Below are 15397 nucleotides of genomic sequence, written 5' to 3' on the forward strand. Positions count from 1 at the left end.
GCACCCCTATTCATGCGCATCGGGTGAGCCCGATGCGCAGACCAGAGTTGACACAAGTTGACCAGAACACCAGTACGCAATCGGAGACAACCATGCGAATCCTTCCCCTCATCAAGACCCTGGCCCTGCCCGCCGCACTGTGCATGGCCGCTGGCATCGCGTCAGCACAAGGCAGCTATCCCACCCGCCCCGTCACGATCATCGTGCCCGCACCGGCAGGCGGCGGCATCGACCTCGTTGCGCGCGTGGTAGCCGAGAAGCTGACGACGAAAATGGGCCAGCCGTTCGTGGTGGATAACCGCCCCGGCGCATCGAACAACCTGGGCACTGCACTGCTCGCCAATGCCAAGCCCGATGGGTACACCATCGGCATCGTCGGCGGCAGCCACAACATCAACAAGTTCCTGTTCAAGAATCTGGGCTGGGACCCCCAGAAGAGCTTCGAGCCGATTGTCTACACGCACGAGATTCCGCTCGTGTTCGCGGTCTACAACAAGCTGCCCGCCAAGACGCTGCCCGAACTGGTCACGTGGATGAAGGCCAATCCAAATGAGGCCAAGGTCGCCACGTCGGGCCGTGGCAGCGCACAGGAAATGGCCGCCGAGATGTTCCACATGGTCAGCGGCGCGCCCACGCTGCTGGTGCCGTACAAGGGTTCGTCCGCCGCGCATCCCGACCTGATCGCGGGGCGCACCGTGCTCTACATCGACACCATCAGCGCCATCCAGGAACAGGTACGCGCCGGACACGTACGCGCCGTGGCCGTTTCCACGCGCAATCGTTCCAAGACGCTGCCGAACGTTCCGACCGCCGAAGAGCAGGGTCTCAAGGGCTACGATGCCAACACCAACGGCGGCTTCCTCGCACCGGCCGGTACACCGAAGGACATCGTCGCGAAGCTGAACACCGAGATCAATGCTGCGCTGAAGCTGCCTGAAGTCCGCGCGAAGCTGGAGTCTGCCGGGATCGAGGTTCAGGGCGGCACGCCGCAGCAGTATGCAGCGCTGATTCAGTCGGACCTGAACAAGTGGGGGAAGGTTGTGAAGGAGGCGAATATTCAGCCGGAGTGATATTCGTACTCCGATTGTTTGCTCCCCTCTCCCGCCTTGCGGGAGAGGGGCGGGGGAGAGGGCCAGCAGTTCAAATTTCGACAAGTCGGCAAGCAGAACCTCCTGCCCTCTCCCCTAACCCCTCTCCCGCTCGCGGGAGAGGGGAAACAAACACAAGCAAACCGAAAGCCCACCGCAACCAAACCTTCACATTCCAATCAACACCCTGTCACGCAAGCCACACAGAATCTTCGGTTTTCGTGGGTCAACAGGGAAGTTGAAATGCAAAGCAAGACAACGGGGAAGCAGCACGCCGCCATCGATACCGCAACGCTCGAAGGCATTCCGGACCGGCAGCGCCGTCTGCTGCTGAGGGCGGGTCTGGGCTTGTCGCTCGGCGGCTCGGCACTGCTGGCTGCGTGTGGCGGCGGTGACGATGCGGCACCGGGTACGCCGGCCACCACGCCGGGTACGACCCCGGGCGGCACTGCACCCAATGGCAAGGTATCGAGCTTCGCCTTGGCCGTGCTGCCGGACACCCAGTTCTATTCGCGCTACGCCACCACCGACGAGAACCTGCAGTTCCAGCGTAAATACGGCTCCACGCCGTTCCTCGCGCAGACCAAGTGGATCACGCAGAACGCTTCTGCCCTGCGTATCCCGTTCACGATTCACCTGGGCGATGTGGTAGACCAGCAGTCCAAGCCGTTGCAATGGCAGATTGCCGACGAAGCCATGGAAGTCATGGAGGCGGCTCGCGCGCCGTACTCGATCCTGGCCGGCAACCACGACGTGATCTCCGATGTGGACTACGTCAACGCGGGCAGCCAGGCATCGAACACCGATGCACAGCGCAACCTCGCCAACGAGCCGTACCTGAAGACCTTCCCGACCACGCGCGCGCAGCGTCAGGCTACCTTCGGCGGCCGCGATCCGTCGGGCTTCCACGAATATCACTTCTTCGAAGTGGACGGCAACCGCTTCATGGTGCTGTCGATGTCGTGGCGCGCCTCCGATGCGGCCATCACGTGGGCACGCAATGTGTTGAAGCGTTACCCGAAAGTCCCGGTGATCCTGTCCACGCACCAGTTGCTCAACATCGGTCCGGATGGCGTCAGCCCGCTGGAAGTGCCCTATGGCCTGATGCTCTGGGACAAGCTCATCAAGGACAACGACCAGATCTTCATGACGCTGAACGGCCACTACCACGGCGCGGCGCATCTCACGAAGACCAACGACTTCGGCAACCCCGTCGAGGAAATGGTGGTGGACTACCAGATGGCGTACATGGGCGGCAACGGCCTGATGCGTCTCTACGAATTCGATCTCACCCACAACAAGATCAAGGTGATCTCGTTCTCGCCGTGGGTGCCGCAGAAACCTACCGAGACGCTCAACGAGTTCGACGTGGCAGTGCTGACGGACAAGAACCAGCAGTTCGAGATCGACTTCGATTTCCGCAAGCGCTTCGCACGCTTCAACCCCGACTTCACCACCCCGACTGCCGGCAACGATCCGATCAACGATCGCGCCAAGGCCGCCATCCTGGCCAACTACACGGAGCCCAGCACCACGGACAAGAAAGCGCCTGCGGATAGCAGCGATTACCCGCTTGTGGCATCCACCGTGGCGCACTGGCGCTTCTTCGGCGGCACGGATGGTGCAGCAGTGCCGGTGGGGCAGGTCATCAACGACGAGACGGGTGCCAATCCGATCTCGCGTGAAGCCCTGGCAAACGGCGGCACGGCCCAGTTGGGCGACATGACGTGGTCCAACGACCACCATTACCTGTCGGCGGCGCCGGGCAGCGTGAAGTTTGCCAACTCGACGAACTCACCCAAGCGGATGAGCTTCTTCGCCACGCAGACCACTGCGGCGCTCAACGCGCAGACCTTCGACAACGGCTACACGATCGAAGCCTTCATCAAGGTGCCCGCTTCGTGGACAGCCGGCAACAACGCGTGGATGAACATCATGGAGCGCGAAGGCCGGCGCGGTGATATCGCCGGCTCCGTCAGCGGCGATGGCGACGAAAGCCCGCTGATCTTCGCGATTTCCAGCCTGCGCGAAGTGCAGTGGGAAGTCACGCCCAGCACGGCAGGCACCAGGAACGCTGCGGCAAGCTGGTCCGGCGAGATCATTGCCGAGAAATGGGTACACGTGGCCGTGGTCAACGATCCCGCGACCAACGAGACCGTGATGTACGTGGAAGGTGCGCCTGTGCTGCGCAATACGTCGAACACGCGCGGCATTGCCACCGTCAGCGCCGCAAGCCGCTTCCTGATTGGCGGTGGTGTCTACAACAACGTGACGTCGAATGGCTTCCTCGGCCAGATCGGTGAAGTGCGCATGTGCACCGAGCCGCTGGCGTCGAACCAGTGGCTGACGGCACGCCGCGCCTGATCCACCGATAATCCGTCGTACCGACCCCGGCCTGGCGCCGGGGTTTTTTTGTTGCCGATGCATCGCCATGCATGCGGCAGACGCGCAAAACCCCGGCGTTCCGGAAATGTCGGCGCAACGACGCGCCGTAGAGTGGTTCCTATCAAACATCGGATCATCGGGATAGGAGCCGGTCATGCCTTCCACACGTCGCCTCGCATCATTGAACCTGCCGCTTGCTGCCGCATTGGTGGCAAGCGCGCTGCTCACCACAGGCTGCGCCGAATTCGCGCCGCCCGGCAGCGTCTACAGCGCGGGACAAACCTCGCTGCCCCAAACCGTGACGATGGCCACGGTCGAACGCGTGCGCAGCGTGCAGATCAACGACAGCAGCCAGGGCTCAAGCCTCGTCGGCGAACTCGGCGGCGGCCTGCTTGGTGCGGTCGCGGGCAGCGCCATCGGTCACGGCCATGGTTCGCTGCTGGCAGGCGTGGCGGGTGGACTCGCCGGCGGCCTCGCCGGGCACGAAATCGAATCCGCCGTGGATCGTCATCCCGGCTACGAAATCACCGTCCGGCTTCCCGACGGCCGCCTGCAGGCCATCACGCAGCCGGCATCGGAAGGCAGTTTCTACCCGGGACAGCGCGTGCAACTGCTGTGGTCGGAGGATGGGCGGGTACGCGTGACCGCTTGAGCGAGCGGCGATGGCGTACGCCGCAACAACATCGGCGGGAATCTGGGGGTGCGGTGGAGTTGGTAATTTCAGTCTTGACAGAAACAACTGAAGGTATAGACTTCAGCACATGGAACTGAAACCGATTGCCGAACGCTTTGTGCTGCACTGGGGAGAGATGGGTTCGCGCTGGGGTGTGAATCGCACCGTGGCGCAGGTTCATGCCCTGCTCTACCTGGCCGCGCGTCCCATGGATGCCGAAGAAATCACGGATACGCTGGGTGTGGCGCGCTCCAATGTCAGCACGAGCCTCAAGGAGTTGCAGTCGTGGCATCTGGTCAAGGTGGTGCATATCAAGGGTGAGCGGCGCGATTTTTTCGAGACGTCGACGGATGTCTGGGAGTTGTTCAAGCTGATCGTGGCAGGTCGCCGGCAGCGCGAAATCGATCCCACTGCCGTGGCGTTGCGTGAATGTCTCGACAATCCCGGCATGGCCGATGAAGACGACGGCACGCGCGAGCGGATCGAGGACACGCTGAAGTTCATCGACACCATGAGCACGCTGTCCGACGAAATGCTGCGTCTGAAACCCGAGACGTTGATGAAGACGCTGGGCCTGACGGCGAAGATCAGCAACGCGGTACGCAGACGAAACTGAAGACACGGAAACAGCGGTAACGGGCATGGTCAGCCCGTTTCTTTTTGTCGATAGATTTCTGTCTTTACAGAAACAACAGTATTTTCAGGGGATAGCCAACATGGCAACGGACGGACGGCTTCGGATTCTGGTGTGTGGGGCGACGGGCCTCATTGGTCGGGCACTGTGTGCGCGCCTGGAAGCAAGCGGTCATGAAGTATTTCGCGGCATGCGGACGCCGATCTTTGCGAACGACATAGCGATCGACTACACCAGCGACTTCAGCGTCGAAGACTGGTTGCCGCGCGTGAAAGGGATGGATGTCGTCGTCAATGCCGTGGGCATCATCGTGGAGACAGGCGCCAATCGCTTCGACGCCATCCATCACCGCGCACCGGCCGCCCTGTTTCGTGCCAGTGCCGAAGCCGGCGTCACACGGATCGTCCAGGTGTCGGCGCTTGGCGCAATCGACGGTGACACGCCCTACTTCCAGAGCAAGCGCGCCGCCGACGATGTGCTGCGCCAGTTGCCGGTGTCGTCGCGCATCCTGTATCCCTCGCTCGTCTACGCAGAAGACGGTGACTCCGCGCGGATGTTCCGCACGCTTGCCAGCCTGCCGTTGATTCCCGTGCCCGCATTGGGCGATGCCAAGTTCCAGCCGGTCCATGTGGACGATGTCGTGGACGCTGCGATGCTGGCGATTGCATCCTCAACTGCCTCGGCCTCATCGATTGACGTCGTAGGCCTGCACCCGGTTTCCTATCGCGCGATGCTCGACGCCTACCGCGCAGGCATGCAATTCCCGCCTGCGCGCTGGATCACGATCCCGCGCCCCGTCATGACGATTGCAGCCCGCGTGGCGGGATTCGTACCTGGCTCGAAGCTCACAACTGACAACTGGCGGATGCTGCAGTACGGCTGTCATGCCGATGCTGCACCGATGACGCAAACGCTCGGCCGTCCGCCGCTGGCAATCGATCAATTCATATCGTGCAACGACGCACCGGCACTGCGCCAGCACGCTATGGCCGCGTGGCGATTGCCGATGCTGCGCGCCGTGATGGCGATGATCTGGCTGGCAACCGCATTCGTCACGCTGTTCGCCTATCCGATTGCAGACAGCCTCGCGATGCTCCACGCCGTGGGACTCGACGGCACGTTAGCCACCGTGGCGCTTTACGGCGCGGTGGGTGTGGACGCCGCGATGGGCATCGCCTGTCTCTTCTATCGGGGCCGCGGACTCTGGGCGCTGCAGGCGGCAATCGTGCTGGGCTACTCGCTCGTGATCGCCATCGCAATGCCCGAGTTCCTGTGGCACCCGTTCGGACCCGTGCTCAAGAACCTGCCGATCCTCGCCATCCTTCTGATCCTCTACACGGAGCAACCATCATGGAATACCTAGCCATCAAGGTCGTTCACATCATTTCGTCGGTGCTGCTGGTCGGTACGGGATTCGGCACGGCGTTCTACCTGTTCTTTGCCAACCGCTCGCGATCCGTGGAAGCCATTGCCGTCGTCTCACGGCTCGTGGTGCGGGCCGACTGGTGGTTCACCACGCCGGCCGTCATCATCCAGCCGCTGTCCGGTGCCTACATGCTTCATCTGGCCGGGTATCCACTGAACGCGTTCTGGATCGTGGCTTCAGCCGCACTGTATGCACTGGCTGGCATCTGCTGGCTGCCCGTGGTCTGGTATCAGATCCGCATGCATCGCATGGCTGTCGAGGCGCACGCGCAGGGTACCGCACTGCCCGATCTGTACTGGCGCTACGCGCGCCGCTGGGAACTGCTGGGCTATCCGGCCTTCATCGCCATGGTGGTTGTCTTTGCGTTGATGGTGATGAAACCGATGTAAGGGGCGCGAGTTAGAATGTTTGCCTGCCGCAACAACCTGACATGCCGCCTCCAATGTCATCTACCCTGATGGGCCTCGACCAGGCCATTGAAACCGCTGGTGTCGGTAAATTCCAGCGCCGCCTCTTCGTGATCTTCGGACTCGTCTGGGCGGCGGACGCCATGCAGGTGCTTTCCATCGGCTTCAGCGCGCCGTCGATCGCCAAGACATTCGGCATCACGGTGCCGCAGGCGCTTCAGACTGGCACGTTCTTCTTTATCGGCATGGTGCTGGGCGCCTTTGCGTTCGGGCGACTGGCCGATCGCGTGGGTCGCCGGCCTGCGCTGCTGCTTGCGGTTTGCATCGACGCGGTAAGTGGCGTGGCATCGGCCTTCGCGCCGGATCTCACCTGGCTGCTGGCGCTGCGGTTGCTGACCGGCATTGGCGTGGGCGGCACGCTGCCGGTGGACTACACGATGATGGCCGAGTTTCTGCCGAAGGATCGGCGCGGACGCTGGCTGGTGTTGCTGGAGGCATTCTGGGCACTTGGCACGATCTGTCTCGCCGTCCTCGCCCTGGTGGCCAGCGACTATGGCAACGATGCGTGGCGCATCATTTTCTTCGTGACCGGGATTCCCGCGCTGATCGGCATCGTGCTGCGCATTCACGTGCCGGAATCGCCGCTGTTCCTGAATCGCAATGGGCAACCGGACAAGGCGCGCAGCGTGCTCGAACGCGTGGCCCGCGAGAACGGACGCACGGTAGACATCCCGGCACTGCAGGCTGATACGAGCGTCAAACAATCGGTATTCGCGCTGTTCACCACGACGCTGCGACGCCGCACGATTGCGCTCGCGCTGGCGTGGCTGCTGATTTCCATCGCGTATTACGGCGTATTCGTCTACCTGCCGATCCGACTGAGCACGCAGGGTTTCGCGTTCATGCGCGGACAGGTCTTCCTGGTGGTGCTGGCGCTGGCGCAACTGCCGGGTTACGCGCTGGCGGCGTATGGCGTGGAACGCTGGGGACGCAAGCCCACGCTGATCGGATTCCTGCTGCTCAGTGCGCTGGGCTGCCTGCTGTACAGCCTCGGTACATCGCCCGTGGTGGTCATCGGCTCCACGCTGCTGATGAGCTTTGCGCTGCTGGGCACCTGGGGCGGGCTCTACGCATTCACGCCCGAGGTATTTCCCACATCCTTGCGCGCAACCGGCATGGGCACGGCGGGCGCGGTCGCGCGGTTTGGCGGGCTGTTCGCACCGTCGATCATCGCGCCTGTGATGGCGACCCACTTCACGCTGGCACTGGCGATGATCTCGGCAATGTTGCTGGCGGCAGCCGTTGCGGTGGCAGCGGTCAATGTGGAATCGCGAAACCGGGCGCTGGACTGAAGCGCATGCTCACAGCAAGCTGCGTGGCATGAACTTGCCTGATTTCCTGCCTTCTGCCTCTGCCGTGATGTTGCAAGGGCTCGTATTGAGCCTTGGCCTGATCATCGCCATCGGTGCACAGAACGCCTTCGTCCTGCGCCAGGGACTGCGCCGCGAACATGTGGGAAGCGTTGTGCTCTGGTGTGCCGTGGCCGATGCCTTGCTGATCGCGGCTGGGGTGATGGGGATGGCGGCAGCTCTTGGAGAGCGGCCCGGGCTGGCGCGGGCACTGGCGTTCGCGGGCGCGGCATTTCTCGCGTGCTATGGATGGCAGGCACTCCGGCGCGCGCGTCGGCCACAGGCGATGCAGGCCACTGCGGAATCCGGCGCCAAGCGGATCGGCCGTGGCGCAGCGCTGGCACAGGCGGCGGCCTTCACGCTACTGAATCCCCACGTCTATCTCGATACCGTGCTGCTCATGGGCAGCATCGGTGCGCAGCAGCCCGCTGCAATGCGCGGCTGGTTCATCGCGGGCGCGAGCAGCGGCAGTGTGCTGTGGTTCACTGCACTGGGATATGGCGCACGCTGGATGGCGCCCTGGTTTGCGCGTCCCGCTGCATGGCGAGTGCTGGATGGACTGATCGGCGTGACGATGCTGGTGCTTGCGGGGATGATGGTGCGGTTGGGGTTGGGCTCCCCTCTCCCATGAAATGGGAGAGGGGCTGGGGGAGAGGGCCGGAGGCTCTGCTTGCCAAAATCGTCGCAACTTGCACTGCTGGCCCTCTCCCCCGCCCCTCTCCCGCAAGCGGGAGAGGGAGAAAAACAAGCCCAACAATTAAGGCGCTGCCACGCCCTGCGTCTTCGCCGAGTACGGCGTGTAGAAACTCGAACCCGCCCACGCTGCCGTGGCCACGTTATACAGCGCAGCTCCCGAGACGTAGTTCGCACCATCGTGCCAATCGCCTGATCCCTTGTACTTCGCCACGGCCGGATACGGGTACACCGGGCGCGATGCGGTGACAACGTTCGTCGCATCGGTCTGGTACGTCATCACATCGCTCGGTGCGGTGCCCTGCTCCACCCATGCCGTGATGCGCGATACCAGGTCGATGTTCGGATGCCCTTCGCCGCCGCCACAGTGGCTGACGCCCGGCACGAGATACAGCCGCGTGAACGCGTCCACCGTCGACGTGCCCATGGCGCCCTGCATCGCCTCGTAGTAGGCAATCGTGAACAGCGGCGAGATGTGCTGGTCTGCCCAGCCGTGCCACAAGATCAGCTTGCCGCCCGCCTGCTTGAATGCCGAGAGGTCCGGATTGGTGGCATCGTTGAGCGAGTGGTTCGCCTGCAGGTAGTCGAGGAAGAAATTCCCGTCGTGATAGCCGAAGGTGTTGATGTTCGGCATCGTCGGCGAACCCGTGAAGATCAGGTTGTACGCACCCGCCACGATCATGTTGCTGAACAGGCCGGTCACCGGTACGGCTGCGGCAGTCGAATTGGAGTTCGGCACTTCCACGCCGATCCAGTTCGCCTCCGAGCCGAACTGCGGCGAGCCCGCCAGCATGCGCTTGCCCGTGGTGGTGTCAAGCGGACCGCTATAGATGCGGCTGGCCGTCGTGACTTCCGCCGCGGTCAGGCAGTTGCTGGTATCCGTTGCACCCGCCGCGCACTGGATCGAGACGGGGTTGAAGTTGCAGACGCGCGGGTCTGCCAGCAGACCGTCCGGCGCACCGCTCGTGCCGCCACACGCTGCCACCACTGCCTGGTGCAGCACCTTGGCCTTGTCGGCATACAGCACCACATTACCGGTGTTGTCGCCGGTCGTGCTATTCGAGATCACGTTCCAGCCGTGATAGAGCGAGTTCTGCGTCTGGAAGTGGGCGGCCGGCGCACCGGCGATGATGCCGTTGTAATCGGACGGATAACGTTGCGCAGCCATCAGTGCCTCGCGACCGCCATCGGAGCAACCCACAAAGTACGCGTATTTCTGCACCTGGCCGTAGTACGCCTGAATCAGCTTCTTGGCCGCAAGCGTGGTGACGTGTTGTCCGCGATAGGCGAAATCCGCCTGCTTCTGCGGATCGGACGACCAAGTTGCATCGGACGAGGTATGCCCCATATCGGTCGCCGCCGTCACGAAGCCGCCCTGCTGCACCAGCGGGCACTTGTAGCTGAAGCTGAACGACGTATCCTTGCTCGGATCGCTGACGCTGCCGCACAGGCCGCCGCAGCCCAGCGCCGCAAATCGTTGTGTCCACGTACTGACCGGCAGTGCCACCTGGAAGGTGTTCGCAGGGGCCAGCGTGCCCTTCACCATGCAGTACTGCACCGCCGCACCGTTGATCGTGGCCGTGGTGACCGTGGCCGACGTGATCGTGCTGCCCACACCACCGATTCCTGTGAGATCGACGCCAGCAAGCTGCGCGCAGTCCACTACGGGCTTGACCACCGCCAGCGTCGTGGCTGTCGTCGTGGTGCCGGCAGAATCCGATCCGGTCGAAGTACTGGTGCCCGATGTACTACTGCTATTGTCATCGCCGCCACATGCGCTGACCGCGACGGTCAGCACGCAAATCGCGAAATACGCGAGCAGCGGGCGCACGCGGGAACTGGCGCGCGCACGTAGCCCGCAACCATGTCGGTCTCTCATGGATGTCTCCTTGAATGTTCGACCCGGATCGATGGCAGGGGCAATGCGCCCACTTCCATGCGGTGGTCGTTATGGGTATGCGTCGGCGAGGGGGCCAACGCTTCAAGGATGCGCGGACGAGGCGCCAGGCGGGTTGCAAACTGGCAAGCGGTCCGTTGCCGTTCGCTTATTGCGTCGTGGAAAGCAAAACGGCCCGCCCCGGTGCAACCGGAACGGGCCGCCAACAGTCAGACTCGATCTTACGAGCCGATGCTCACGAACACCGGGTTCGAATAGAACCACAGGTCGTTGTAGTTACGCGCGTTGATCGCGTTGAAGCGTGCGGGATCTTCGGCCACCGTTACCTTGGCATCGGGCAGCGGATTGCCGTTGAGCGTTTCACCGGCCACGTTCATGCCCAGGTTCGTGCCGCGCAGGCGGAAGTACTGATTCCTGGCTGCCTTGAAGGTGTACGTGACCGTGTTGTACCCCTCGCTATCGAGTTTCCAGTCGGCAGACGTGAAGGTGGCAATGACCTTGGTCGAATCATTGGTCTCCTTGCTGTAGCCTGGCGTGCCCACTGCCGCGCGCGGCGTGACATCGCCGGCGATCAGGTCGACGTGGTCTACCGTGGGCTTCACGTTGACATTGATGCCGCTGTCGATCGGATACTGGTAGTTGTTGCGCTCGGGGCTCTTGAAGCGGATGGTGATGGTGACCGTCTCGCCAGCCTTGGCCTTCAGTTCACCGCCCATCTCGGACTTGCCTGCAGCACCCGAAGCGTTGAAGTCCAGCGCATTGATCAGGTCACCGTAGACGGAGAACATGCGGCCCGAGCGCACGCCTTCCAACACAGCCTGCACGCCCGAATACTTGTTTTCCAGCCACACATAGGTCTTGGAGTACTCGCCCGGGAAATAGCCGCTGCTGTTGGTACCCACCGTCTTGAAGTGGTGGTCCGAGTTGCCGACGTTCCAGAAACGGCGTCCATCGCCCAGCAGGGCATCCCAGATGCCGCCGACCTGCGCCACCACGTAATCGACGCCACCGTAGACGCGATTCTTGAGATTGGCATCCACGTAGGCTGTGGTGTAGCCACCGCGATCCGGCTCCATCTGGTTGCCGACCATGCCTTCCACGGCGAACGCCACGCGCGGCGCGGCATCGTTGAATTCGCGATAGTCCGCCGCCGTGTACTTGCCGGTATTGCGCGACGGGTGGTTGATCAGCGCGTAGCTGGTGTCCGGATAGTTGTCGCGCAGCCAGGCCACGGCCTTCACCGCATCCGCATGCGTGGTGTAGGCACGCGTGCCGGCGGCATCCCAGGCGGCGACGTCAGCGGCATTGAAGAACGAAGCGGCACGATTCGTGAAGTAGTACTCGAACTGGTTGGCGGCCTTCGTGGCGGTGGCCAGCGGCGCGCCCGTGAAGATGCCCACGTTCATATGGTCGTGCGTGGGCATGTCCCATTCGAACGCCGAGAAAATCAGCTTGTTCGGATAGCTGCCGTTGGCCTGCAACTGTTTCACCGCGGGAATCTCGATATCGGCCATTGCCTTCGAGAACGCCACCGGGCCGCCTACGATAGCCACGTCGTTGTCGTCGCGCAGCGCCGTGCGCAGGTGATTGGTGATTGCGGTCCAGTCCAGGCTGTTCTTCACCAGCGCCTCGTCCAGCACGGTGACGAGCTTGCTGCGCGCATCGTCGGACTGGGTGGTGTGCACGTGCAGGTCACCCGTGGTCCAGCGGCCCGTCACTTCGGGCGTGGGCGCCGGATTGGTCGGCTGGGTGGGCGTGGTGGTTGCAGGCGGCGTGGTGGTACCGCTGTTGCTGCTGGTGTTGTCGTCGCTGCCATTGCAGCCATAGAACGCAAAGGCGACGGTCATGGCTGCTGCCATGCCGATTGCAGACTTGAGGTAACGCATTGAGACTTCCCTGATGCTTGAGTTCTGATTGACCCGTAGTGCCGCGCGTCTTCGGCCAGGGGGTCCCTCGCATCAGTCGCCCGCCGGTCCTGCCGCGCTGGCAAGGCTGGTTCTACGGGCGCACATGGTGAACGACTTAGATGACAGGAGAGTGATGACGGCGGAATTCGTCAGCCGCCGTCATCGTTGAAGGCTCGATGCCAGTCCCTCAATGGGCGCCGGCCGCCGCTTCCGCGGGCACGAAACGTCCCAGCACATGGCTGGTCATGCCTTTGGCGAGTTCTTCCTCGCCATAGAACACCGCGCCGAGATTCTCCTTGCGCAGCAGCTCCGATTCATCCTCGCTGTGCGTGCGCAGCACGATCTCGATACCAGGGTTCAGCGTGCGCGCCGTCTCCACCATCGCCCGCACATAGAGCGGCTCGGGCACGGCCACCACCAGCATGGCGGCATTGGCGATGTGAGCCTGGATCAGCACGGCAGGGTCCGCCGCATTGCCCGATACTGCCGCAAACCCGGCCTTGCGCAGGCCCTCCACGCGTTCGCGGTTCTCATCGGCGATCACGAACGGAATGCCCCGCTCCTGCATGGCCTTGGCGATGCGCTTGCCTACGCGGCCATAGCCCACCAGCACAACCTGACCTTCCAGGAACCGGCGCTCGGTTGTCATCGGCAGTTCAGCGTACGGGTCTTCGCGCTGCTCGAGGTCGCGCGCCAGGGCCGAGCGCGAGAGAATCCAGTTCCGTACCGGCTCGATCGCCGCGAACAGCAGCGGATTCAGTGCAATCGAAATCAGCGCACCGGCCAGGATCAGGCTCATGGCGTCTGGCGGCATCAGCTTGAGCGCCACGCCGAGGCCGGCCAGGATGAAGGAGAACTCGCCGATTTGCGCCAGGCTGGCCGATACGGTCAGCGCCGTATTCAGCGGATAGCGGAAGGCCAGCACCAGACCGAACGCGGCCAGCGACTTGCCCACGATGATCACGGCCACCACGGCCAGCACATGCAGCGGCTGCTCCAGCAGGATCGCCGGCTTGAACAGCATGCCGACCGATACGAAGAACAGCACCGAGAATGCGTCACGCAGCGGCAGAGATTCCTCGGCGGCCCGATGGCTGAACTCCGATTCGCGCATCACCATGCCCGCGAAGAATGCACCTAGCGCAAACGACACGCTGAAAATCTGCGCCGCGCCGAAGGCAATGCCGATGGCGGCCGCCACAACCGACAGCGTGAACAGCTCGCGCGAGCCCGTCTTGGCGATCTGCCACAGCAGCCACGGCAATACGCGTCGGCCAGCAATCAGCATCAGCGCGATAAAGGCCACCACCTGCAGCAGCGTGAGCACGATCGTCATGCCGATCCCGTGCGTGCTCTGCGCATGCCCTTCCGTCGATCCGCCCAGCAACCCCGCCAGCGGCGGCAGCAACACCAGCACCAGCACCGTGGCCAGATCCTCCACCACGAGCCAGCCCACCGCAATGCGCCCGTTCATCGTTTCGAGCACACCGCGGGTTTCCAACGCCTTGAGCAGCACCACGGTACTGGCGCACGATAGCGACAGGCCGAAGATCAGCCCGGTGCCCCAACTCCAGCCCCACGCCCAGGCAATCAGCATGCCCAGCGCGGTGGCGATGCCCATTTGCACCACGGCACCCGGAATCGCAATACGCTTCACGGCCAGCAGGTCACGCAACGAGAAATGCAGGCCCACGCCGAACATCAGCAGCATCACGCCGATTTCGGAAAGTTGGGAAGCGAGGTCGACATCGGCGACAAAACCGGGCGTGCCGGGGCCGATGATGATGCCGGACACAAGATAGCCGACCAGGGCCGGAATCTTCATGCGCTCGGCGAGAAATCCCAGGACGAGTGCAATACCGAAGCCGGCAGCGAGGGTGGTGATGAGGCTTAGGTTGTGATCCATGTGTCAGCGGGGGCAGGTAAGGCGAGAGGCGGCGAGATAACAATGCATCGCCAAATTGTAACTGCCACACGCGTGACGCTCGGCGCGATCACGTAAAAAAACTGTTGGGCCGAACGATTGGACCTAACTATCGGCCGGTATTGTTGTTATCGATGATGGGCCGCAGCAAGGTGAAATCGTTGGGATAGAAAGGGGGCACGGCCAGGGGGTCCTTCTGGCGGGCGATCTCCACGAACTTGCGGTCCGCCTCGATGGCCAGCATGACGTCGAAGCGCTTGACACCGGCCGCCTTGGCGCGCTGCAGCTCCCGCTCGCTCTTGGCGCGATAGGCAATCGTCCGCATAAGCAGGTCGTAGAGCAGGCGGGGCCGTCGCTCCAGCGCGGCATCGGCCTCCTCGCGTCTTTTCGCCAGCACCGCTTGCCAGAGCGCAGAGTCCGCCAGCGCCGGCGTCAGTTCCACGATAGCAACAAGCTGTTCCTTCTTTGCCGTCGGCAGGTACTGCACGCCCTCGGCATCCAGGAAGGCCCGGATATCCGCCGTGCGCTGCCCGAGCAGTTCCTCGGCACGGGTCTTGGGCTTGCGTGGTTTGTCGATATCCGTCCAGGTGGAGGGAAACTGGCCCATCTGGGCAAAGATGCGCGCCCAGTCGTCGTACTCGATCCAGGTCCACGCGCGGCCCTTGAAATAGCGCGCATAGACCTGCTCGAAGTAGCCGGCAAGGTTCAGGCCGTCGGAACCGCTACTCTTCACGAACGCCAGGATTTCCTGCGACTCGGCCTCGGAGATGCCCTCCACCGTGGCCATGACCCGCGCAAAGACGCGGTCATAAGAGCCTGCCGTGTCCTGGAAATCCCGGGAACGGCTCTCCGTCCCAGCAGCCGGCACGATTGCCGGTCTGGGCTTGGACACGGGTGCAGGCTTGGATCGCTTCCTGCGGAAAAAACGAAATACTTCCACGAACGCCTCTCTCA

12 protein-coding genes are annotated in these 15397 nt (G+C 63.0%); 8 read left to right on the top strand and 4 right to left on the bottom strand.

What is annotated here, in order from left to right:
- Window positions 1-92: 92 nt before the first annotated feature.
- The 8 genes from FFS21_RS03250 (at window position 93) to FFS21_RS03285 (ending at window position 8653) form a co-directional block, all read left to right on the top strand.
- Window positions 93-1070, top strand: a complete 978-nt coding sequence (locus FFS21_RS03250) for a Bug family tripartite tricarboxylate transporter substrate binding protein (protein WP_137923500.1) — start codon at window positions 93-95, stop codon at window positions 1068-1070.
- A 261-nt stretch (window positions 1071-1331) separates the two neighbouring features.
- Window positions 1332-3452, top strand: coding sequence for a LamG-like jellyroll fold domain-containing protein (locus FFS21_RS03255; protein ID WP_137923501.1), 2121 nt, complete (start codon window positions 1332-1334; stop codon window positions 3450-3452).
- 175 nt (window positions 3453-3627) lie between these two features.
- Window positions 3628-4125 (top strand): outer membrane lipoprotein, encoded by a 498-nt coding sequence (locus FFS21_RS03260; protein ID WP_137923502.1) that lies wholly within the window; start codon window positions 3628-3630, stop codon window positions 4123-4125.
- A gap of 109 nt (window positions 4126-4234) precedes the next feature.
- Window positions 4235-4762, top strand: coding sequence for a GbsR/MarR family transcriptional regulator (locus FFS21_RS03265; protein WP_137923503.1), 528 nt, complete (start codon window positions 4235-4237; stop codon window positions 4760-4762).
- A 100-nt stretch (window positions 4763-4862) separates the two neighbouring features.
- Window positions 4863-6143, top strand: a complete 1281-nt coding sequence (locus tag FFS21_RS03270) for an SDR family oxidoreductase (RefSeq protein ID WP_137923504.1) — start codon at window positions 4863-4865, stop codon at window positions 6141-6143.
- Entirely contained in the window at window positions 6131-6595 is a 465-nt protein-coding gene (locus FFS21_RS03275) for a DUF2269 family protein (protein ID WP_202126830.1), read from the top strand. Before FFS21_RS03270 ends, FFS21_RS03275 begins: the two co-directional genes overlap by 13 nt.
- Before the next feature lie 53 nt (window positions 6596-6648).
- Window positions 6649-7965, top strand: a complete 1317-nt coding sequence (locus FFS21_RS03280; RefSeq protein ID WP_137923505.1) for an MFS transporter — start codon at window positions 6649-6651, stop codon at window positions 7963-7965.
- A 28-nt stretch (window positions 7966-7993) separates the two neighbouring features.
- The gene (locus FFS21_RS03285; RefSeq protein WP_137923506.1) at window positions 7994-8653 is read left to right on the top strand and encodes a LysE/ArgO family amino acid transporter; all 660 of its coding nucleotides are present in this window, start codon (window positions 7994-7996) and stop codon (window positions 8651-8653) included.
- Between the two features lie 126 nt (window positions 8654-8779).
- On the opposite strand, the gene FFS21_RS03290 is transcribed toward FFS21_RS03285, so the two are convergent.
- The 4 genes from FFS21_RS03290 to FFS21_RS03305 form a co-directional block, all read right to left on the bottom strand.
- Window positions 8780-10594: a tannase/feruloyl esterase family alpha/beta hydrolase gene (locus tag FFS21_RS03290; RefSeq protein WP_137923507.1), complete on the bottom strand. Its 1815-nt coding sequence runs from the start codon at window positions 10592-10594 to the stop codon at window positions 8780-8782.
- A gap of 239 nt (window positions 10595-10833) precedes the next feature.
- On the bottom strand, window positions 10834-12498 hold the full coding sequence (locus FFS21_RS03295) for an S-layer protein (RefSeq protein ID WP_249359088.1): 1665 nt from the start codon (window positions 12496-12498) through the stop codon (window positions 10834-10836).
- 208 nt (window positions 12499-12706) lie between these two features.
- Entirely contained in the window at window positions 12707-14425 is a 1719-nt protein-coding gene (locus FFS21_RS03300; protein ID WP_137923508.1) for a cation:proton antiporter domain-containing protein, read from the bottom strand.
- A 127-nt stretch (window positions 14426-14552) separates the two neighbouring features.
- Window positions 14553-15335 carry a hypothetical protein gene (locus tag FFS21_RS03305; protein ID WP_137923509.1) on the bottom strand — a complete coding sequence of 261 codons (783 nt, stop codon included), beginning with the start codon at window positions 15333-15335 and terminating at the stop codon, window positions 14553-14555.
- Window positions 15336-15397: the final 62 nt, after the last annotated feature.

It is taken from the genome of Cupriavidus sp. 2SB (genome assembly GCF_005503625.1).
Classification (GTDB): domain Bacteria; phylum Pseudomonadota; class Gammaproteobacteria; order Burkholderiales; family Burkholderiaceae; genus Cupriavidus.